The sequence below is a fragment of the Sporomusa malonica genome (assembly GCF_900176355.1).
GTDB lineage: Bacteria > Bacillota > Negativicutes > Sporomusales > Sporomusaceae > Sporomusa > Sporomusa malonica.
This window is the reverse complement of the sequence record NZ_FWXI01000025.1, coordinates 45,486-68,001: the sequence shown is the minus strand read 5'-3', so window position 1 is coordinate 68,001 and position 22,516 is coordinate 45,486. Positions and strand designations below refer to the sequence as shown.

Here is a 22,516-nt window from a genome sequence, read left to right as displayed (position 1 = left end):
TGTTCCCCTCTCACCATAAGATAGCCTCTTAAATTAATAAATGCACGGCTAATCGTAAAACCGAAACACCTCCTCCTTAACTGGTGCAAGGAAAGGGGGCACTGGAAAAGTTTCGATTAGAAAGGTTACCCTTTCTAATGGCATAAGAAATCCCGGCATCAAAAATACCGGGAAGAGAGTTCACTCAAAAAATCCCCTTCCCTATCGCTCGCAGGTCAACCGGTGATTGTCAGACAGGCAGTTCTCCTGGCTCTGGATCAACGCTTACCCAAACCTTCCCAAGACACATTGGTCTCAGTGGCATATCTTGGGCTTGCTCCCCATTACAGTGGCGGGACCGCGCCGGTTTTTCACCGGACTTCCCTATTAAGCCTTTTCAGGCACCTGTCTCATCAGTATTCAGTTTTTATCTTAACTCCTAATGGCTATGCGCATGCCCCTTGCCACATCTATGCGCCCCATGGCCATGAGGTGGATGAACAATAGCTGACCGGAGATGGGATACGTAGATATCTTGAATAGCTGAATTCTCGCCTAATCCATGGAGATATACATCAACCTCAAAACCGGCTGCTAACAACTGTGACTTAGCAGAATCCTCTTCATCCCCAGCCATGTCGTTAGTCGCATGATCACCAGCCACCAGTAAAAATGGCATCAGGGTTACTTTTTGCACTTGTTTTTGTTTCAACTTGTCGATAATACGGTTTAAGGACGGATAGCCCTCAACTGTATAGATAAAGACGTTATCAAATCCAGCATCTTCAAGTTTTAGTTGTAGTGCAGCATAGGCGGCATTAGCTGGATGCATCCCACCATGTCCCATAAGCACAACTGCACTTGCTGGCTGAGCCTCAGGCAACTGGGTCGCGAGGGCTTTAATTGCAATTTCATAGTCATCAGGATGCCCGTCCTGTCCCATGGAGTACAATAGCGGCCGGCCCAAACGAATTTTTTCAAAAGCTTTTTCTTTGGCATGAGCATAATGGGCAACAAGTACTTTTATTTTGTCGTATTCAGCACCAGGCACAATATGTAACGGTTGGACATACACCTCTTGATAGCCTTCAGCATGAAGACGCTCTAAGGCTTGTATTTCATTATCAATCTGAAGCCCATCGCGCTCAGCTAACCGTTTGATAACAGTACGGGATGTAAACGCCCGGCGCACCTCGTAATCAGGAAAAGCTTTATGGATGAGCTTCTCAACACTTTCAATGTTCAGCTTTAAGGTTTCAGGATAGGAAGTGCCAAAACTTACTACTACAATAGCTTTCTTTGGGGGAGCTTGTGCTGCTTGACTCATAAATATACCCTCCTCATTTCCCTCGTAATAATAATACCTTTTTACAGGTATTGTCAAATACATTTATTAGACCACCCTCGACCTCACGGCCAATACGCCTGCCAGTGGCATTGCAGCTCTCATCTGATCTTCCCGCGGCCTCATGTTTTTAGCTTAAATACTACTGGCATAGTAGTTTGACAGGCAATACTCTGACCTGTCCCCTGCATTTTGGCTGGAACAAAACGCCAGTGCTGCACTGCGGCCACGGCAGCAGCATCCAGCAATCCTGATCCGCTGGATTTGTAAATACTCACCTGCCCAGCACGCCCATTTTCCAAGATTTCAATTCTGAGCACTACCGTACCTTCAATACCAGCCTGACGTGCTGGTTCAGGATACGCAGGTTCCCTACGCGACAGTATTCCAGGCGGAATACTCGCCCCCGACTTGCCAGTATTTCCTCCTGAACTTTGGCTTCCTCCAGGAATACCATCAGCCGAAATGCTGCCGCCACTAGCTGCTGGTGCACTGGCTGACGCACTAGCACTACTGTCAACAGCTACGACCGCCATCGCACTAACAGCCACTACCGGTGCTTGCTTGGCCGGTTCAGCTGCAGGTATTGGCTGATCCAGTGTAGGCTGCGGCAAAGTGCGTACAGACTCAATACTTGTTGGAGACAACTCAGGGGCAGCTGCTAATGGTGGACTGTCTGACTCACTCACTAACTCTAGCTCAATCAGCATCTCAGGAATCTGAGCAGGCACTAACGCCTTGCCGGTCAGCAAACCGACACCGAATAAAACCAGGCTATGGAGCAAAAAAGAGATAGCCATCGCTTTTCGCCAGCGATTCCCTGCCGTCCAGTCCATTACTGATCCTTCCTTTCAGTAGCGATGGCCACCCGGTGAGCCCCCGCCAATTTCATTTCATCGAGGACAGCTATTACCTTTCCATATTCTGCCTGTTTGTCAGAGCGAAGTATGAACACGATGTCGTTTTGTTTATTTAGCTCTATTTGTACCCGCTTTTCGACTAACTCTAAGGGAATCTCTTCCTGTTCAAATAAAACTCGGCCTTCTTTGGTAACAGCAACAGCCACATTGCGAGGTTTTTCGCTCTGGGCCGAAGCTGCCTGAGGCAAATTGACAGGTATCGTCTGCTGATCCACCATATAAAGGGTGCTCATGATAAAAAACACCAACAAAAAAAAGATAATATCAATCATCGGAATAATCATCAATTTAGGCTGGCGCTCTGGGCGCAGATTACGCAGTTTCATGGCGTTTCTCCGGTTTGATATGCCCCATTATTAAAACACAAGTCTGCTCAATATTAGTAATTAGTTGATCCAAGCGGTGATTAAAATAGCTATATATGATCATGGCCAAAGTAGCTACACACAAACCGGAGGCTGTAGCAATGAGAGCTTCCCCGACACCCCCGGTAATAGCCTGTGGCTGACCGGCTTTGATATTCATCACACTAAAGGAACCAATCATACCAATAACAGTTCCCAATAGCCCAAGTAGTGGCGCAATGGTTACAATGGTGTCCAGATGGTTTAGATTAGCCCGCAAACCGGTCACAGCTAAAGCCGCCTCCCCCTCTAACACACTGTCAATGTTAGCACAGCCATACTGCACATAGTGAATACCTTTGGCTGCAACCATAGCGGCAATACCTCTGGTCTGGCAGCATAATTCACCAGCAGCCGCCCAGTCACCTCGTTCTAATAAAGGGGTAAGTTTCTGCATTAACCCGTGCATATCAGTGTTCACTTTCTTGTAATACAAAAATCGTTCAATACCGATTGCTGCCACTAACAATGAACAGGCGAAAATCAGATACATAACTGGACCGCCTTTATGAAATATACTTAAGCTTTCTGCTAATAGGCTCATTGTTATTCCTCCATTTCATAGCGCAGTATGCTACAACTTCAATTTATCTGCCTGCTAATTCCATAGACTTACTCCTGACAATGGCCAGCATCAATGCCTGCCAGGCCTTCAGGCATGCGTCAGTACTTATATCGGTAATCACAGGTGCCTCCACACCGAATCTAGCGGCTACTGCAGTAAGAAGCTCATTGCCTGCCTGCCGCACTTCTATCCCAGAGATGAGCTCCCACTGCAGCTCATCTAAGAGGTGCACATATAAAGCAGTATAGGTCACTAAGTAATTATCACTATCCACCTGATAAAGTGCATCCATAAATTCAGGTTTAATTATAGCCCTGTCGTTGTTGCCTGCATAAGCCTGCCATAAGCTTTCTTCCCCAATACCATACCGTTTAAATCTACGCAACATGCTATGCTGCTGACGCGGTGACAGCCCTGTCTGTTTGAGTAAAGCCTCTTTGACAGCTGGCAGTACCGTCTGACCAATCAGCTCTCCCAGCTTAGAGTGCTTGCCAGCACTCTCTAGGTACAAAGAGGATGCAGGATTAGCAATGACAATAGTCTGGTCGGTGCCTGAACCGGTAGCCAAACCTGTTGAATAATTGCTGCCTGCCATAAGCTCTTGCAGTGCAGCCGTTTTGGCCTCTGTGCAAGTAACCAATGCCCTGGTTAGAATACCTGGCGGCAAATCGGCGTCAATAACCAGGATAATATTGATAGTTCCGGGTTTTTCCAGTGATCTTTTGTCAATTGGATTAAAATAGTCTGCCGGGTCGCCGACACGCCCGCCGTTGACTTCAACTCCGCCAGTAACAATAGCCGTTACTGTCAGCTTCTCATAACTTTGGGTATATATCGCCACATTCTCCATCGCGGCTGCTGTCCCCATCCCAGCGGTTGTTGCTGGGTCAAGCCCGATTTCCGCGGCAATAATGTTCATATGTTCCTGATAGGTAGAAGCGCGCATAGTGCAAGCCATCCCAGCCCCCGGATTGCAGTCATTATTAAACACAGCGGTCAAGTCCTCCCGGTAGCCGCCATTGACAATAGCTGTACTGACTACCTTGCGCGGCTGTTCAAAAGGAATGACAATACTTTTATAATAACGGTAGACATGGTCACCGGTGGATAAGGTAAAAAGTTTCATAATTCCGCTCCTCTTACGCTTCATTTCTTCCCCTCACAGCAAATGACGCCACTGTCCTTTACTACTGCCGCGTTCCAAAAGTACACGCCAATTGTCGGTAGAATATCATATATACCTAATTATTCATCCTTGAAAACCTGTGGATAAGCAGCCTTGGCTATATCCTTAACCCCATGCACAATATACTGTGATGTACAGGTCATATGCCTGTCAGGCACGGGAATAAGGTTGTGCTGACGAATGGCTTTTACCGTCTGTAAGGCTTGATCTGCTTGCACCTCAGCGCCAAATTTCTGTATATCGGTTTTACCGGTATAGTCCCAGATCGGCAACAAGATAACATCAGGATTAACGCGGACAATTTGTTCTTTAGACAATACCTCATTCAGGCCTAGTCCAGCAACAGCAGCCCCGTTGACCACACCAGCATAACGGCAAAGATCGTCAAAGCTGCTGCCTTTGCCACCACTGCCGCCCATTAGGTTATACTGGATAACCACTTGCCGCTTGTCGGTAGGAATTTGCTGCACTTTCTCGGTTATTTCCCCCAGTTGCTTATCCATGTCGGCCACAAGCCTGATACCAGTTTGTTCCTCCCCAACTATGCGGGCGATGCTCATAATCGCCTGTTTGACCTCATCAATTGTGGACGGTGTTTTGTAGACATAGACTGGAGCACCAGCCTCTCGGAGTGTCTGAATGAACTCGGCCGGCAGCCAATCCGGAATAATGACTAAATCTGGCTGTACCGCGATAACACTTTCGGCGTTAGCTCGTATTCTTCGTGATACAGCTTTTGCTTGTTCACTAATATTCGATATGTCACTCTCATCCGCCAAATAGGTTAAGGCAGCAATCCGCGGTGTTGCTACCAGACCTACAAGTATTTCATCAGTTCCAATGGAAAGAGATACGATTTTTTGTGGTTTTTGCGGCAGCTTAAGTACATAGCCGGTGCTATCTACAAATTCCCTGGCCCCTGCTATCGCTTCACTTTTGGGCTGAGTCTTCTCTGCACAACCTCCGGTAAAAACTACCAGTAACCCCAAAATCGCGACTAAGATCTGACGAATGAGTGATAATTTCGATAGCTTGGTTAACTGCATTGATTACATCTCCCTTAGTCGTTTTTGTATGGATAATAAAGAAAACAGACCTCCCTTAAAGTGGAAGGTCTGCTAGCTGAAATCTTGGCAAAATAAATGCCTGCTATAATCCCCTCCCCATACCTCGTGGGTTAAACGGTGACTGTCAGCTAGGCAGTTCTCTGACTTTGGTTCATAGCTTACCCAAACCTTCCAAGAAATTTCATCTCAGCGGCATATCTTGGGCATGCTCCCCAATACAGTGGCGGGACCGTGCCGGCTTTTCACCGGACTTCCCTATTAAGCCCCGTAGGGCACCTAACTCTTTTCATTATTCGTTTTACTAGCTATTAGTGCTTCTTAGTTTTAGGATTGTTAAGTTCGGCGATAGCATCCTTAACATGCTCAACATAGATATCTTGGATTTTAACATTTTCGCCTAGACCATGGATATAGGTGTCTACTTTAAATCCAGCAGCCATCAGCTGGTTTTTGTGGGAATCTTTTTCGTCACCAGCCATGTCATTATTGGCATGATCACCAGCTACCAGCATTAACGGCATAAGGGTTACTTTTTTTATCTTATTGGCTTTAAGCTTGTCAATAGTACCATCTAGTGTCGGGTAGCCTTCCACAGTATAGACAAACACGTTTTTATAGCCTGCATCCTGTAATTTTAGCTGCAGGGCCGGATAGGTAGCAGTCGCAGGATGCGGTCCGCCGTGACCCAGTAACAGGACAGCCTCCTTCTTTTTCATTATAGGAAATTGGGTTTCTAAGGCTTTGGCTACTGCCATGTAGTCATCTGCTTTGCCTTCTTGGCCCATATAGTAAAGGAGTGGTCTACCGATAGTAATTTTATCAAAGGTTTTAGCCGCTTCAACATGTTTTACCACGCCTTTAATCAACTCGAACTCTTCACCAGCGGTAATTTGCATAGGCTGCACAATGACTTCACTAAACCCTTCAGCTTTTAGGCGGTCAAGTGCTTGTTTTTCAGTATCGATTTTAATGCCGTCACGTTCGGCCAATTTTTTGATGATAATGCGGGAACTAAACGCCCGGCGGATTTCGTAATCAGGAAATTCCGCCTTCATTTTGTTTTCAACAGCTTCAATGGTTGTCTTCATTGTATCCGGATATGTAGTGCCAAAGCTTACCACAAGAATAGCCTTTTTTCCTGCATTGGCCGGTGCTGCCAATGCCAGCGAGGGAATTACGCTGATGCAGCCGAATATGGCAAGCATGCAGAGGGTAGTGAGAAAAGAATAAATGTTCTTCATTGGTAAAATACAACTCCTTCAGTTTTAATTTAAAATAGGATCAGGCAACACTGTTTTCTTTATTGGCTTATAGGCATCCCCCTGTTTAAACAATTATTTATGTAACACCATCATTGAAAAAAGTAAGGGCCAAAAGTGACCCGCGCTAAAAGCGCAATGTTCGAAAGGGAGCGATTGAGAAAATGTCTTAATATTAAAACCCCCAACCATGTAAAGTTGGGGGTAATAAACAGTAGAGTAAATACAAAACTCCTGGCGTTTAAACCAGGAGTGAATTAGCTCAGAACGCAAAAAGCGCCTACTGTAATCCCCTCCCCATACCTCGTGGGTAACAAACGGTGATTGTCAGACAGGCAGTTCTCCTGACTCCGGATCTTTGCTTGCTTAAACCTTCCCAAGACTTATCATCCCAGTGGCATATCTTAAGCTTGCTCCCCGTTACAGTGGCGGGACCGCGCCGGCATTTAACCGGACTTCCCTATTAAGCCCCTTAGGGCACCTATCTCGAAATATTCAGTTTGTGACATGCTATATTATTAACATACCATACCAAGGGATGGCTGTCAATACTAGCTTCACTGATAATTACACCCGCCATATGTCCAGATTGACACAGACCATTTTCAGTCTGTTAATATCAATCATTAGTAGGGTAAATGGCTTTAGCAGCAAAATGATGGTCAAAATCTTGGCAAGTACCCTCAGCTTTACATGGTTGCCAATTGACAAGTACCTTAAAACATTTTATAGTTAAACTAGTACAATGAATCATGAAGATTCAGAGACTCTGGTATGAAACCTGAGGAGCATATCCTTAGTTTTTCATGCTTTTTTTACATATATAGGAAAGGATGAATGCCATGTGCAATACTAATTTTTGGACCGAAGCATGGCGGGAGGCCCGCGATAGTTATACTCAGGCGGCCAGCTATGGAAACAAACAAGGCTGGCAGCAATTCTGGAACTCTTTTGCCGAGCATTACGCGCTGCGCAACCGTCAGAGTCGCTCTATCTATAACACCATTATTGACGGTCTGGTAACAGACGGCGTAATCACCCCCTCAAGCACAGTGCTTGACATTGGCTGCGGCGCCGGTACTTATACCCTGCCACTGGCCAACAAAGCATTGCACGTTACCGGCTTGGACACAGCCGAGCAGATGCTGTCGGTGCTTCAATCTGAAGCAGCTCACGAGGGCATAGCTGACCGGATAAAAACAAACAAGACTGATTGGCTTGACCTACCAAATGAACCAATTTATGATATTGTCTTTGCGGCTAATACTACAGCCATTAACGACTATCACAGTTTAATGAAAATGAACGAATTATCTCGCGGCACATGCTGCCTCATAGGTTTTGCCGGTACATATCATATCAAAGTTCGCACATTACTCTGGGAGCACCTCATGGGCACTCCCCCCGAGCATATGGCTTTTGACATCCAATATCCGTTTAATGTTCTTTACCAAGAAAGGTTTTTGCCAAACATTAAGTTTTATACCTATCGCGAACGCTATCGCGAAACATTAGCCTATATGATTGAATACTATACCAGCTACTTTAAACTGTTTGGCCTTGAGGGCCCAGAAACAGTGACCCAAATTACCGAATTTCTGGCCAATAGAACTGTCGAAGATTACTGCACCGAACTTATCAGCACAACCATCGGTGTACTTTGGTGGAGAGCTGACCGTAAAGCAACTATTTTAGACTAACCGTAATAAAAAAGGGGATAATAAAAAGCAACCCAGTTAACTGGGTTGCTTTTTATTATCCCCACGATCTACCCTGAACAAGCTCACTGACCTTTAGCACGGCTTCTTTAATGGATACAACTAAGGGACGGTTCTCTAATCCAACGATATCAAAATGATGTTGGTTCACCGGCACCAATACTTTATACGCATCAGCCGAAGCGATCGTTTCAGCAATTTTGGGGGTAATCTCCCCCATTAATGAATTAGGGATAATAATACCGATAGGACCTACCACCACATCCACCTTGCGAATGGAGACTACCACAGCATTTTCACCGGTTGCCCCCCGCATAGCCCCAGCCCGCACCATATTGTTAGTTGCTAACGCGTTGGTTCCCAGTGCAATAATATCAGCTTTTTGCCCCAGCTGTGCCGAAAGCTGCGTAACCAACTGCACCCCAAGACCCCCGCCCATGCCGTCGATAACTGCAATCAACATACTTTTTACCACCTTCCGCAAAATCTGGACGATTATCAAATAAATTCGGCAATAATTATCAGAATCCCTGCAAAAATCAAATACCCAATCCCGGGAAGTATTCGCCACTTGCGAGTACTGAAACTACTGCCAGATTGGTATCCATCAGATAAAAACGGTAAAAAGCAGATGAAACTAATAACAACCTTGCCGGATCACGCCTAGCTTAGATGCAAATTCCGGAACAACAAGCAAAAAAAACCATAAAAGTGCGGTCAAAACACCTTCATGGCATATTTTATCCACTATTTTTTTAAAAAAAGACCGCTAGTTCTAGAGGAAAATGTAGTAGCTTCAGCTACTCTTAATGTCTTAATTGTACCAAATTTCACTTATATCTGTCAATGAATAAATTAAACATAGAAAATACAACCTTTTTGATCTGCTCAAAAAACTTCCACTTACTTTCTATAATCTCTGCAACGACCAACAGGAATAGTGATCAGCTAACGGCAAAAACAGCTTGACAATTTTGTATTTTTTACATAATAATGTAATTATACTAAATTAATTATATTCTGTGAAAATAAAGGCATGAAGCCTGTTGAGAGAAGCATCTCTCCCTGGTTTTTCATGCCTTTTTTATATTTCCCCCACCCTTTTGGGTAAGATATCTAAAATTGGAGGAATAAAAAATGATTAATCGACCTGCAGACTACCAAAAAGCGATTGAATTTCACGGACACTGCTGTCCAGGGCTTACCATCGGCTACCTGGCTGCTAAAGCTGCCCTCGAACGCCTCAATGTAATCCGGGCCGAAGATGAGGAGCTTGTCGCAATTGTTGAATCTGACGGCTGCGGCATCGATGCTATCCAGGTGCTCTCAGGCTGCACCATCGGCAAAGGCAACCTTATTTACAAAGATTATGGCAAACAGGCCTATACCATCGGCAACCGCCAGACAGGCAAAGCTGTACGGGTTGTTATGACTGGCGAAATCATGCCCCTGGCCCCAGAGCAGGAAGAACTCAAAAATGCAGTATTTGGCGGAGAAGCCACAGCTGAGCAAGAAGCTGCCTGGCAAAAAATTCAGGAAGAACGCACAGCCCACATGTTAGCTACCCCTTTTAACAACTTATTTAAAATTGATGACGTTGAGCTTAAACTACCGTCAGAAGCCAAGATCTTTAATTCAGTTATCTGCGCCTACTGCGGTGAAAAAGTGATGGAAGCCCGTGCCCGTTTGAAAAACGGTAAAATTGCCTGCTTGGCTTGTACCGAAGAATACAGCCGGGGGTGGTAAATTTGAACGGCGGCAAGCGCCTTTTGGCAACACTGTTAGCTATATTCATGCTCTTGGCAGGTGCTGGCTGCGGACAACAGCCAGCACCTGCCTCATCCGCACAAGACACTACCTACACCATTGGCGACCCCACAGGCGATTACGGATTTCCTTCACCTTTTGCCCATTATTCACGCGGCCCCGGCTATGTGCGTATGAGCATGATTTTTGACACACTGCTGTGGAAAGATGCCAATGGCTACGTTCCTGCGCTGGCTGACAGCTGGGAATATCTCGCAGCAGAGAACGCTTATATCTTTCAATTAAACAACAAAGCGTTATGGCATGACAATCGCAAAGTTACTGTCGATGATGTTGTCTTCACTTTTGAATATCTTAAAAAGTATCCCTATCAGACCAGCAATCTGAGCATGATTAAATCAGTCCAAGCCGCTGGCAATAATGCCGTGAAGATCAGCTTATCCCGTGTACACGCGCCGTTTTTAGACCAGGTAGCCGGGACTATTCCTATCCTGCCGCAGCATATCTGGCAAAATGTAACCGATCCGGCTCAATTCCGGCAGAAAGAAGCACTAATTGGTTCCGGCCCCTTCCAGCTTGCTGATTACAACAAAGAACAAGGCTCTTATTTATATCAGCCTTTTGCCAGCTACTATCAGGGTAAACCTAAATTCAACCAAATCAAATTTGTCAAAATGAGTACCGAAATGGCGGCTGCCGCCCTTAAGCAAAAACAGATTGATATGGCGCAAATACCGGCAGAATTAGTTAAACCACTGGAACAGTCCGGACTTAAAATTCTTACCATGCCTCATGACTGGGTGGCTAAATTAATGATTAACCACCAAAAGGACCCTTTAGCAAGTATTGAGTTCAGACAAGCCCTGGCCTGCGCTATTGATCGCCAAGCCCTGATTGATACCACCTTGCGTGGTCAGGGACTTAAAGGCAGCCCGGGACTCCTCCCGTTTGACAACGAGTGGTATAACCCTGCCTTAGACAACGTTTACAAGTATAGCCCGGAGGCGGCAGCCACGCTTTTATCTAAACTTGGTTACAGCAAAAGAGGCAGCTATTGGGAGAAAAACGGTACTATCCTTGAACTGGAACTATTGGTCAGTCCCGGGTCAGGTCTTGCCGGTTCGCCCGGTGAGCGCCAGGGTGAATTTGTAAAAAGTCAGCTTGAACAGCTTGGTATAAAAGTCAATCTGCGCGCACTTGAAGGTAAAACGCTCGACAGCCTGATCAATGACGGCAAATATGATCTAGCCATCAACGGACATGGCGGTCTTGGGTCAGACCCTGATTATCTTACCAGCATCATTACCGGTAAGAGCTTTCAGAGCGCTAAATACCAAACTAATGACAAGCTGAATAAACTGCTTGCTCAGCAGGCCTCCACAATGGACAAACATCTGCGTAAGGAACTGTTTAACCAAATCCAGAGCGAATTTGCCAATGCTGTGCCTGCATTGCCGCTGTATTATCCTACCTGGTATTATGCGCACAGCAATAAAACTACCTTGTTTTTTACCAAACAAGGTCTAGGGTCAGGTGCCCCAATCCCGTTAAATAAGATGTCGTTTGTTAAATAGAGGCTATTTATGTTCAAAGCAAAAACCACTGCCGACTATATCATCGCACTGGCGATTATTCTGCTTGTAAACTTTATCCTGCCCAGGCTGCTGCCCGGTGATCCGCTACACGCCATCTATGGCGAAGAAGCGCTGATGACCATGACACCTGAGGTACAAGCTGAACTCATTAAGCGGTTTGCTCTTGACCAGCCCTGGTCAGAGCAGTTCGTCTCCTACATAGCATCACTGGCGTGCGGCGACTTGGGCTATTCTTACTTTTACCATGCTCCGGTCGCGGCCATCATTGGTGGTGTGCTTCCCTGGACCTTGCTCCTGTCCGGACTGGCCTTTGTCATTGCCACCATTGCAGGCTGGACGTTGGGTGTCGAGTCAGGCTACCGCTTCAATACCAAAGCTGATGGTCTTATCCTGGGGATTATGATGTTTGTCAGCGGTTTCCCGGATTTTTTCGCCGGGATACTGCTGTTAGTCGTTTTTGGTGTTTCTCTGGCTTGGCTGCCGCTATCCGGTGCATTTACTCCCTACAGCGGCTTTACAGGTTTAGAGCTGGCTGCCGATACTGCCAGGCATCTGGTCTTGCCGCTGTCAGCCCTGGTACTTGTCCGTTTGGCGGCCTCTTATTTGTTTACCCGTAGTGCCGTCGTTAGTATTATGGGGGAAGCCTTCATAAAAACCGCCCGCGCCAAAGGCTGTCCTGACTATATTATCCGCTACCGCCATGCCGCCCGCGCCGCCCTAAGTCCGGTAGTTACAGCTGCCGGGCTTAGCTTTAGCCATATAATCAGCGGCGTGCTATTTATTGAAGTAGTCTTTTCCTATCCCGGGCTGGGTTCACTGTTGTACAAAGCCCTGATTACCCGCGACTACCCGCTGCTTCAAGGCATTCTGCTCTTAGCAGCCATCAAAGTACTGACTGTAAATTGTCTGACCGACCTGCTCTGCAGCAAGCTTGACCCACGCTTAACCCCCCCCTGTCCGTCAAGGAGAACATACCATGCATATCAGGATTCATAAAGAGTTACTGGAAAACAACCTGGGACAACTGGGCCTCTTTTTACTCGGTCTGATCCTACTAACCGCACTCTTTGCCCCGTTTATCGCCAACCATAATCCGTTAGCCTATACTGGTGACATATTTCAGCCACCTGACGGCAAATACTGGCTGGGCACCAATGAGGTCGGCCAGGATATCTGGTCACAGCTTGTCTACGGAGCCCGCACCTCATTAACCATTGCTGCCGGAGCAGCATTACTGGCTGCAGCCCTTAGTCTCCTGGCAGGTGGAAGCGCCGCCATAAACGGAGGGTTGCTTGACCGCACAATTATGCGGACAATCGACATTTGGCTGGTGCTCCCGCCAGTCATTGTGACAATTCTTGTTGCCTCTTATCTACACCCAAGCCGGCTCCTGCTCATGGTATTATTAGCCCTTTTCATGTGGCCAGGCGGGGCCCGCATAATCCGAACCCAGACACTAACACTCAAAACCAAAGCCTCTTATGCTGCTGCCACCTGTTTTGGTGCAAGCCAGCCTTATTTGCTCACAAGACACATCCTGCCTGAGCTGGCCCCAACACTAACTGCCCTGTTTATCCAGTATTCGCGCCGGGCCATATTTATGGAATCAGGGCTTTCTTTTTTCGGTATTAGTGACCCCAGCCTACTCAGTTGGGGAAAAATGATGCAGCAGGCTTTGCCTTATACTTATCTTGACGTCTGGCAGTGGTGGCTTGTACCGGCAGGCCTGGCTGTTTCTATAACAATTGCCGGACTGGCGTTTACTGGGCTAGCCTTAGAAACAGTGCTTGACCCCAGACTGCGTCCGGAAAAGAGGTAATTATGGAAAACCAAGCTCTCCTTACTGTAACAGACCTTACTGTCAGTTATGAAACTACAGCTATCCTGCACAACATTAACCTACTACTGCATACTTCCCAAAAACTAGCTATTATCGGCGAGTCAGGCGCCGGCAAAACCTCGCTGGCTCTGACCATCGCCGGGTTATGCCCTGGCAAAGCTAAGGGCTCAGTCGCCTTAGGCAGGACCGAGCTCCTCACCTTATCCGAGGCTGAGCTGCGCCAGATCCGCGGCAAAGATATTGCACTGGTATTTCAAAACAGCGGTACTCAACTACACCCCCACTACCAGATTATCGACCAGGTAGCCGAAGCTATCCTCATTCATAATAATCACCTGCAAAACAGCGTTGCCTATCAGCAGGCGCTGGAAGCGCTGTTACAGGTCGGTCTAAGTGCCAACCAGGCCCAGACCTATCCGCACCAGTTGAGCGGCGGTCAGCAGCAACGGGCTTTCATTGCTATGGCACTTGTCAACAACCCAAAGTTGCTGTTGCTTGATGAACCAACCGCCTCGCTTGACCCTTTGACCAAGCAAGAGATTACCGCTCTGCTTAAAGAAACACTAAAAGAGCGGGCGGCTATCATCATTACCCACGATATTACCGCTGCCGCAGAAATGGCTGACAGTATTGCCGTGTTATATGGTGGCCGAATTGTGGAGGCCGGCTCGATCAAAGCAGTGCTGGAAAATCCCCGCCACCCCTATACCCGCGGCTTGCTGCGTGCTTACCCTAATATGACGACCGTAAAAGATCTGCAGGGTATTGCTGGTAGGATGGAGCATAATGTTCCCGGCTGTCCTTTTCATCCACGCTGCACCCAGCGGCTAACCACCTGCACGAACCAAATCCCGGCTTTAACTCCAAACGCAGATCGACAGTTGGCCTGTCACCGCGGCGGTATCCTGCCTGTGCTTGAAGTACACAGCTTGACGAAAACCTGGGAGAACTGCATCGCTGTAAATAACCTAAGCCTAACCTTATATGAAGGCGAGACACTCTCCATTGTCGGCGAAAGCGGCTCAGGCAAAACCACACTAGCCAAAACAATTATGGGGCTTATCTCATTAGACAGCGGCCAGTTAATCCTCAACGGTTCGCTAGTCGCAGCGAGAGATAAAGCTTTCTATAAACAAATTCAATTGGTTTTTCAAAACCCCAAAGACGCACTCAGCCATCGTTTAACTGTGTATCAGCTCATCAAGGAGCCACTTGTTATTCACAACGTGGGCAGTGAAGCTGACAAGCTTGCCACAGCCAAAGAACTGCTAGCTGAAGTTGAATTGCCGGGCGACGAAATTTTTCTCCATAAATATCCACATCAGCTTAGCGGCGGCGAAGCCCAGCGGGTCGTTATCGCCCGGGCACTTGCCTTAGACCCTAAAATTTTGATCGCCGATGAACCTACCTCGGCACTTGATGCCAGCATCCAGGCTAAGGTAGTTAAGCTATTGCTGACTTTACAGGAGAAAAGAGGACTGGCACTTTTATTCATAACCCATGACCTGGCATTGGCGCGGAAAATCAGCGACCGCATCATCGTCATGCAGCAAGGCCGCGTTGTCGAAGAAGGCGCGGCGGCCATAATTACCAGTATCCCCAAGCATCCCTACACACAGAAACTCCTGTCTGCTGCTGCCCATTTAAACGCCATATAACTAGTTAAGAAACTCATCCCTTGTCATTGCGAGCAATAGCGGAGCAATCTCTGGCATAATATCTATATGAGGTGATAATTATGTATAATGCCCAGTTTTGGGATAAAGCCTGGCAAGACACTAGCAAAGCAGCAGGCAGACGGCGTCCTGACCCCAAGCTTTGGCAAGAATATTGGAGCTGCTTCTCCAGCCGCTATGCTGAGCATAACGAAGCCAACAAAGAAGTTCACCAGAGCATCATTGACGGCCTAATTGCCCAGGGAGCAATCAAGCCTGGCGACAGTCTGCTAGACATTGGCTGCGGCCCTGGCACCTATGCCCTGCCACTGGCAGCATATAAGGTCAAAGTAACAGGCCTCGATACCTCCCAAGGCATGCTGGACACACTGTCTGACCAAGCAGTCAAAGCCTCCCTGACTGAAAGCATCAGCGTATTGTTGACCGACTGGCTGGATATTGCACCAGAGCCAGCCTATGATATAACCTTTGCTGCCAAAAGCCCGGCCATTAACAACTATGACAGCTTAATGAAAATGACCAAAGTAGCCCGCCGAGCCTGCTGCCTAATTGGCTTTGCCGGCAAACATGACATCGGCTTACGCCGCTTTTTATGGGAGAGACTCTTAAATGAACCAGCGCCTGGGCCAGCCTTTGATATCATTTATCCGCTTAACATTCTCTATCAGGAAGGCTACCGCCCCAATCTAACCTTCTCTACCTATGGACAAACCCAACAGGAACCGCTTAATTATCTTATTGACCACTATATTAGATATTTTGCCGTAATGGGTGTGACTGGCAATGAAGTTGAAAACAATATTCGCTGCTTTTTAGAAGGTGTCGCAATTGACGGCTATTGCGCCGAGACATCAGAAACTACCATTGGTATTATGTGGTGGCAGGTATAAAACAGGGACTGAACGCTATTAACAGGCGCTCAGTCCCTTTGTTTATCATTTACTTTATCTTCCGCCCCAGACAGCAGCGATCCACCAAAACAGCAATCGATTGATAACTGATACTGCTGTGATCGGCTAAGCCAATTTCACATGTGCGGCTATTGGAAAAACCACAGCTACAGTCTGCCGGTAACGCCTCTTTTAGGTGCGCCAGTGCTGATTCGTTGAGTTCAGGCACCTCAAATCCTTTATCTCCGGCGAAACCGCAGCACTTAACCTTGGGTGGTATAATCACTTCAGTAGCACAAGCCTCGGCCACAGCCCGGAACTTTTCTGCCAAACCCATTTTCGTTGCGCTGCAGGTTACATGAATGGCTACTTTTTCCGGTGATTTTACAAACTCTAGCTCGCTGAGCAGATAGTCGTGAATAAAATCGACTGTATCCAGGATTGTCAGTCGCTTATCCATTACCCGCTTCATCCGGTAAACACAGGGACTGGTATCACAGAGTACCGGATATTGTCCATTATTACTGCACTCCAGCAGCACCTTTTCCAGCTTAGCACTCAGTTCGTCGGCAGCGTCAATATACCCTTTACTCTCAAACGGCATTCCACAACATAAATCCTCCATATCGGGCGGAAAGATAACACTATAGCCAGCTTTATTTAAAAGTGACATCATTACCTGGTGCAGTGACCGTTGATCAATATCCTCTTTGGCCGGGCCCATTGTCCGGCTGACGCAGCTAGGAAAATAAACGATTTTGCGGCTACCAGCAGGAGCAGGCGGCGGCGCTGCTACACTCGCACTGGCTTTAGGCAGCCATTTATTCCATTTCGGCACACTGTGTCCAATCATCGAGCGGGCTGTTTTGGCTAACCCCCCCATCGTACAAGTGCCCAGTCCCCGATGCGCCAGATGAGCGCCTGCCAGGCCTAGCTTGGCTAGTGAAGTAACCCCGCCGAAATGCTCGGCCATAAATTTGGCAATGTTGCGTCCTCTTTTTGTAGTTTTAGTTGAGCGCAGATGTTTAGTAAAGCTGCCGGTATTAATGGACAGCGGGCAGGTGGTTTGACACAGTCCATCAGTCGCACAGGTAATCTCGCCAAAATAATCATAATCTTCTTCCACCCGCTCTGCCAGTGCCTTATCTGTTCCGTGAGCCCGCATCCTGGCAAGCTCACGCTGCACTGCAATCCGCTGCCGCGGACTGCTAGTCAAATGAAGAGACGGACAGTTAATCTCACAAAACCCGCACTCCATACATTTATCAACAAGATCATGAACCTGCGGCATGATTTTTAAATTTTCCACATAAACATCCGCATTATTGGTAATCACAACATCGGGGTTGAGCAATGCTTCCGGGTCAAAGGCCTGTTTTATCTGCTTCATATATTTATAGGCTTGTTGACCCCATTCCAGCTCAACGAACGGAGCCATATTCCGCCCAGTGCCATGCTCAGCCTTTAATGAACCGGTAAAACGTTCCACCACCATACTGCAGACTTCATTAATGAAGTCTTTATATCGCTTGATATCGTCAGGTGTATCAAAGTTCTGATTAAAAACAAAGTGGACATTGCCGTCTAACGCATGGCCATAGATTACGCCATCTGCATAACCATACCTGTTCATACACTCCCGCAGGGCCAGAACGCCCTCAGCCAAAAGTTCTTTGGGGAAAGCAACATCTTCGATGATAACTGACGTACCCTGACGGCGAATACCACCAACAGCGGGAAATACGCCAGCCCTGATTTTCCACAACTTCTCGTATTCGGCTTTCTTATCAGTAAAAGTAATCGGAAACAAGACAGGTATTCCAGCTAAGCACTCGATTGTTTTTTGGATGTTGTCATCAAGTGTAGCCCTGTCTAAGGCTCTAGTTTCCACTAACAGTGCAGTCGCCTGCTCGTCCAGCTCTTTTAAATAGGCTGGCATACCGGCACTGTCTTCCACTGAGCGCAGTGAAATGCGATCAAGCAATTCGGCTGCCGCCACAAGCGGACGCTCAAGCCGCATTACCGCCATGCAGGCCTGTTTGATATCCGGAAAAAACATGAGTGCCGAGGCTTTATGGGCATGTTCCACAACTGTCTTGTAGGTGATCTCCGCAATAAATCCCAGTGTTCCCTCTGAGCCGATCATAAGATGGCTAATGATGTCGATAGGGTTATGATAATCGACAAAAGCGTTAATCCCATAGCCGGTTGTGTTTTTGATTTTAAATTTGCGGACAATCATCTGCCGCAGCTGCTGGTCTGCATTAATCTCGTCCCTAATTTTTTCAATTGAACTGATCAGTTCCTGATGACTACTGATAAATAGCTGACACGACTCCGGGTCGGCAGTATCTAAGATTGCGCCATCGGCAAATATGATTTTCATAGCCGCGATCGTTTTATAGCTGTTATCATCGGTACCGCAGCACATACCACTGGCGTTATTAGCGGCAATACCACCGATCATCGCATAGTTGATCGAAGCTGGGTCAGGGCCGATTTTTCGTGAGTATGGACGGAGATACTGATTTGCTTCTGAACCGATAATTCCTGGCTCTAACATGATGGTTTCACCATGATCATCAATCTGGTAGCCACTCCAGCCACCTGCCAGCAACAACAGCACCGAATCAGTAAGTGCTTGTCCTGATAAGCTTGTTCCTGCAGCCCGGATAGTAACTGGGATTTTAAATTCACCGGCAATTTTGAAAATTTTGGCTACTTCTTTAGGACTACGAACTTTAACCACCAGCTTGGGTGTTATACGATAGAGACTGGCATCTACTCCATAGGCCAGGGTTCGAATCGGGTCTGCAAAAATATGGTTAGTAGGAATAAAAGCTGCTAGCTCCTCGTAAAACTTACGATAGCTCTCTGGAAGATTAAGAATATCACTCTTCACTATACCCATACCCACTCTTATCCACCCTTTCCTTCTTCATAAAATGGACTATTTACGATTATTTGTAATTATTTCGACAATAAGGTCAAATAACCTCTTAATTTGTTATATTTGTTAAAAAATTGTAGTTTTTTGTTACTGCATAATAGCTTTTCCGTATCCCGTACACACATAATTTCCATTAATAAAATACGGCATTTGGACAATCATATAATAGCACGGCACTTGCTTATAGTAGCTGCGTAGGAAGTATATAGCAAGCAAAGGAGAAATAAGACATGCCGGAAGCTCTCGAATATGCATTACGCACATCGCTGGCCTTTTTTATTGTTATGTTATTGACCCGCACTATTGGCCGAAAACAGCTTGCCCAAATTACCTTATTTGATTTTGTCAGCACCATTACCCTCGGAATCTTGGCAGTTTCTACGCTGGTGACACATACCCTTGGCATTTTCACAGGCCTAATTGCTCTTGCTGTGTGGGGCGGCTTAACCCTGGTCAGCAACCTCTTCAGTTTGAAAAGTCTGCCTGCCCGCAAATTCTTAACAAGCGATCCTGTTATGGTGATTCACAATGGAAAAATACTTGAAAACAATCTGGCTAAGACCTACTATAACGTGAATATCCTATTAGAACAGCTCAAAATTAAAAATATATTCGACCCGGCAGAGGTTCAGATTGGCATTCTTAAAATTGACGGCGAGCTAAATATCTTGAAGAAGACTGATATCCAGACAAAAAATCCAGCAGCAGGAAAGTTTACCGGCAAGGAGCTCATCATCGATGGCCAAATTATCGATACTGCTCTACGCCGTGCCGGCCTTACCAGGGAATGGCTGCTGTACGAGCTTACCAGCCGCGGCATCACTAATACCAGGGAGGTAGTTATCGCAGCCATAACCCCTACCGGAAAATTATATATTGACCTCGAGGAAGATCAGCCTAAAAAGAATTAAACCCCAGCTTTGCGCCGGAGTTTAATCCGATGAATAACCCGCTCTAAGACTCCCATCTTCTACAAGTGGGAGTTATACCCAAAGGGCACAGGCGAGCGGCTAAGTCTACTTTATCTTTCGCTACCTTATAGTACCTGTCAGACAAAATGTAATCGTAAATACTGTTCCCTGCCCCAACGTGCTTGACACCTCAACCCGGGCTCCATGCAGGCTGATTATTTCCCTGGCAATGGCTAATCCCAGGCCGGTACCGCCGCCAGTGCGGCTATGGGATTTGTCAGCTTTGTAAAACCGCTCCCAGATATAGGGCAAATCATTGGGCTCAATACCGCTGCCAGTATCGGCAATTGTTAATGTGATTAGACCGTCGGTCGCCGCCAGACTGGCGGTAATTACCCCGCCCTCTGGGGTGAACTTGAGCGCATTATCAAGCAGAATAAGAACCAGCTGCGTCAGCCGATCACCATTGCCATTGATGTCTGGCAGGTTTTCATCAATATCGGCACGCATTGTGACTCCCTTTTCTGTACTCCTCTGCTTAAATAAAGCTACAATATTATCAACAATCTCAGCCAAAGATACCTGCTCTGTCTCAAGCGAGTCAGTCCGCGTCTCCAGCTGACTGAGGTCTAAGAGCTCGTTTATTAGCTTTTCCAGGCGTACCGCCTCGTCACGCATAACCCTGTGGTATTTCGCCACCTGACTAGGCTCGCTTATTGTACCATCCAAGAGCGCCTCATTGTAACCGCGCATAATGGTAAGCGGCGTCCTAAGCTCGTGCGATACGTTGGCAACAAAATCGCGCCTGAGTTTATCCGTCTTTTCGGTTTTACGCACAAAGTCCTTTAGCGCCGTGGCCAGAGAGTTTAAGGATTGGCTCAGATCTCCCACTTCATCACGGGTGTTCACCTTAGCCTGAACAGAGTAGTCGCCCCCGGCCATGGCTGAGGCCACCGCTTGCATCGACTTCAATGGCCTGATAATGCCTGCTGACAGGTAATTGGCAATAAATATTGTAATTAGTACAACTACTGTTCCAGCTGCAGCAAGATACCAGTAAATCCGGCTTAAAAAACTATCAAATCCGGACAAGGGTGCATTAATCAGCACCGTCCCTTGTATTTGACCATCAGGCTTAAGCGGTACACCAACGACCAGCATATTTTCTTCATAGTAAGGATGATAGAAGGTCTTAGCCCACGCTGCTCCACTGCCAAGCTCGACCTGTTGACGAATTTCGTCTATCCCAGTTAACCCGGGACGATTCTGTGCTTGATTTTTTTCAGCCATTTTGCCGTGCATACCTTCTTGCCGGCCCATTCCCCGTTCCGGTCCCATACCGGAGCCATGACGCAGCATCTTTCCCAGCCCTCCCGGCATATCGCAATCTGGGCCCAAATCCATGGGGCTTTTTTTCATCATGCCGGCCTGCCGGTGAAAGCCACCTGCCGGCCCATGCTGTTCCTCAGATGCGGCAATCAAGTTAAATGCATTGTCTATGACCCATACCCTGGCAGTGAGCAAACTATCGATACTGTTAATAAACCCAGCAAGCTGGCCATAGTTTATTTGCCCATCATAATAGCTGCTTACCACCCGCGCCGTCTCATAGGCCTTATCAGTCAGTTCACGCTGTTTGCTGGCAATAAAATACTCGCGGATTAAGAGCGAGGCACCTACCGATACACTGGCCAGCACAAGGGCCACCACGATGATGAAACTGCCAAGAAGTTTGTGTTGCAGTGATATTCTCATTTTTTTACCTCAAACTTGTAGCCTATGCCCCATACTGTTTTTATATCCCACGGCGAGTCACCGTTTATGTCAAGCTTTTTTCTAATCCGTTTAATATGGGTATCGACAGTACGGGTATCACCGCAGTAACTGTACCCCCAGACGCTCTCCAAAAGTTGTTCCCGAGAAAAAACCAATCCAGGATGGGAGGCTAAATGCCATAAAAGCTCCATCTCTTTGTTTGCAAATGCTATCTCGTGTCCAAACGCAGTCACAGTATGTTCAGCCATATCAATTGTCAAATATGGGTAGCTTAAAGCAGCCTCAGGCCTCTTCTCATTTGAGACCAACCGCCGCAGTACAGCTTTGACTCGCGCTGCTACCTCTCGCGGGTTGAACGGCTTAGTCACATAGTCATCAGCCCCAAGCTCAAGCCCCATAATACGATCCTCATCCTCTGCCCGCGAGGTCAGCATGATAATCGGTATAGTTGAAAATTTACGAATTTGGCGACAGACCTCCAGTCCATCAAGTACAGGCATCATGATGTCCAAAATAATAATATCAGGTTTAAATTCCTGATGTTTGATAAGTGCCTCGGCCCCATCAGCTGCCTCATGCACTATGAAACCTTCTTTTGTAAGATATAGGGCTAGAAGCTCCCTGATAGGCTGCTCATCGTCAACAATAAGCACTGTTTTAACAGTCAT

At 46.9% G+C, this 22,516-nt stretch carries 19 protein-coding genes and 3 riboswitches; of the genes, 8 read left to right on the top strand and 11 right to left on the bottom strand.

The window, feature by feature from the left end; all coding sequences use genetic code 11:
- Positions 1-219: 219 nt before the first annotated feature.
- Positions 220-403, bottom strand: a riboswitch (cobalamin riboswitch).
- Positions 404-418: 15 nt separating this feature from the next.
- From B9A22_RS21300 to B9A22_RS21270, 7 genes are all read right to left on the bottom strand, one after another.
- Positions 419-1,306 carry a sirohydrochlorin cobaltochelatase gene (locus tag B9A22_RS21300; protein WP_084577963.1) on the bottom strand — a complete coding sequence of 296 codons (888 nt, stop codon included), beginning with the start codon at positions 1,304-1,306 and terminating at the stop codon, positions 419-421.
- 140 nt (positions 1,307-1,446) lie between these two features.
- Positions 1,447-2,160, bottom strand: coding sequence for an energy transducer TonB (locus B9A22_RS21295; RefSeq protein WP_084577962.1), 714 nt, complete (start codon positions 2,158-2,160; stop codon positions 1,447-1,449).
- A complete protein-coding gene (locus B9A22_RS21290) occupies positions 2,160-2,570 on the bottom strand; it encodes an ExbD/TolR family protein (RefSeq protein ID WP_084577961.1) in 411 nt (136 codons plus the stop codon). Before B9A22_RS21290 ends, B9A22_RS21295 begins: the two co-directional genes overlap by 1 nt.
- Positions 2,557-3,192, bottom strand: a complete 636-nt coding sequence (locus B9A22_RS21285) for a MotA/TolQ/ExbB proton channel family protein (RefSeq protein ID WP_084577960.1) — start codon at positions 3,190-3,192, stop codon at positions 2,557-2,559. Before B9A22_RS21285 ends, B9A22_RS21290 begins: the two co-directional genes overlap by 14 nt.
- Positions 3,193-3,235: 43 nt before the next feature.
- Positions 3,236-4,339: an adenosylcobinamide amidohydrolase gene (locus B9A22_RS21280; protein WP_084577959.1), complete on the bottom strand. Its 1,104-nt coding sequence runs from the start codon at positions 4,337-4,339 to the stop codon at positions 3,236-3,238.
- 119 nt (positions 4,340-4,458) lie between these two features.
- Entirely contained in the window at positions 4,459-5,445 is a 987-nt protein-coding gene (locus B9A22_RS21275) for an ABC transporter substrate-binding protein (RefSeq protein ID WP_084577958.1), read from the bottom strand.
- A 135-nt stretch (positions 5,446-5,580) separates the two neighbouring features.
- Positions 5,581-5,761, bottom strand: a riboswitch (cobalamin riboswitch).
- Positions 5,762-5,774: 13 nt separating this feature from the next.
- Entirely contained in the window at positions 5,775-6,707 is a 933-nt protein-coding gene (locus tag B9A22_RS21270) for a sirohydrochlorin cobaltochelatase (protein ID WP_245824091.1), read from the bottom strand.
- A gap of 335 nt (positions 6,708-7,042) precedes the next feature.
- A riboswitch (cobalamin riboswitch) is annotated at positions 7,043-7,225 on the bottom strand.
- 342 nt (positions 7,226-7,567) lie between these two features.
- Here B9A22_RS21270 and B9A22_RS21265 point away from each other — a divergent pair.
- On the top strand, positions 7,568-8,425 hold the full coding sequence (locus tag B9A22_RS21265) for a class I SAM-dependent methyltransferase (protein WP_176215637.1): 858 nt from the start codon (positions 7,568-7,570) through the stop codon (positions 8,423-8,425).
- 55 nt (positions 8,426-8,480) lie between these two features.
- Here B9A22_RS21265 and B9A22_RS21260 read toward each other — a convergent pair whose 3' ends face one another.
- The gene (locus B9A22_RS21260; RefSeq protein WP_084577956.1) at positions 8,481-8,906 is read right to left on the bottom strand and encodes a DUF3842 family protein; all 426 of its coding nucleotides are present in this window, start codon (positions 8,904-8,906) and stop codon (positions 8,481-8,483) included.
- Positions 8,907-9,580: 674 nt separating this feature from the next.
- Between B9A22_RS21260 and B9A22_RS21255 the strand changes: the two genes are divergently transcribed.
- From B9A22_RS21255 to B9A22_RS21230, 6 genes are all read left to right on the top strand, one after another.
- Positions 9,581-10,189 carry an FmdE family protein gene (locus tag B9A22_RS21255; protein WP_084577955.1) on the top strand — a complete coding sequence of 203 codons (609 nt, stop codon included), beginning with the start codon at positions 9,581-9,583 and terminating at the stop codon, positions 10,187-10,189.
- Between the two features lie 2 nt (positions 10,190-10,191).
- Positions 10,192-11,784: an ABC transporter substrate-binding protein gene (locus B9A22_RS21250; RefSeq protein WP_217806014.1), complete on the top strand. Its 1,593-nt coding sequence runs from the start codon at positions 10,192-10,194 to the stop codon at positions 11,782-11,784.
- A gap of 9 nt (positions 11,785-11,793) precedes the next feature.
- Positions 11,794-12,801 (top strand): ABC transporter permease, encoded by a 1,008-nt coding sequence (locus tag B9A22_RS21245; protein ID WP_084577954.1) that lies wholly within the window; start codon positions 11,794-11,796, stop codon positions 12,799-12,801.
- The gene (locus tag B9A22_RS21240; protein ID WP_084577953.1) at positions 12,782-13,624 is read left to right on the top strand and encodes an ABC transporter permease; all 843 of its coding nucleotides are present in this window, start codon (positions 12,782-12,784) and stop codon (positions 13,622-13,624) included. The genes B9A22_RS21245 and B9A22_RS21240 overlap by 20 nt, the downstream gene beginning before the upstream one ends.
- A gap of 2 nt (positions 13,625-13,626) precedes the next feature.
- Positions 13,627-15,303, top strand: coding sequence for an ABC transporter ATP-binding protein (locus B9A22_RS21235; protein ID WP_084577952.1), 1,677 nt, complete (start codon positions 13,627-13,629; stop codon positions 15,301-15,303).
- An 80-nt stretch (positions 15,304-15,383) separates the two neighbouring features.
- Positions 15,384-16,211, top strand: coding sequence for an SAM-dependent methyltransferase (locus B9A22_RS21230; RefSeq protein WP_084577951.1), 828 nt, complete (start codon positions 15,384-15,386; stop codon positions 16,209-16,211).
- Between the two features lie 49 nt (positions 16,212-16,260).
- On the opposite strand, the gene B9A22_RS21225 is transcribed toward B9A22_RS21230, so the two are convergent.
- A complete protein-coding gene (locus tag B9A22_RS21225; protein ID WP_245824090.1) occupies positions 16,261-19,122 on the bottom strand; it encodes an FAD-binding and (Fe-S)-binding domain-containing protein in 2,862 nt (953 codons plus the stop codon).
- Positions 19,123-19,391: 269 nt separating this feature from the next.
- Here B9A22_RS21225 and B9A22_RS21220 point away from each other — a divergent pair, with 269 nt between their 5' ends.
- A complete protein-coding gene (locus B9A22_RS21220; RefSeq protein ID WP_084577949.1) occupies positions 19,392-20,072 on the top strand; it encodes a DUF421 domain-containing protein in 681 nt (226 codons plus the stop codon).
- A gap of 120 nt (positions 20,073-20,192) precedes the next feature.
- On the opposite strand, the gene B9A22_RS21215 is transcribed toward B9A22_RS21220, so the two are convergent.
- Together B9A22_RS21215 and B9A22_RS21210 are read right to left on the bottom strand one after the other, a co-directional pair.
- Positions 20,193-21,827 (bottom strand): sensor histidine kinase, encoded by a 1,635-nt coding sequence (locus tag B9A22_RS21215; RefSeq protein ID WP_084577948.1) that lies wholly within the window; start codon positions 21,825-21,827, stop codon positions 20,193-20,195.
- Positions 21,824-22,516 (bottom strand): response regulator transcription factor, encoded by a 693-nt coding sequence (locus B9A22_RS21210; protein ID WP_084577947.1) that lies wholly within the window; start codon positions 22,514-22,516, stop codon positions 21,824-21,826. The genes B9A22_RS21215 and B9A22_RS21210 overlap by 4 nt, the downstream gene beginning before the upstream one ends.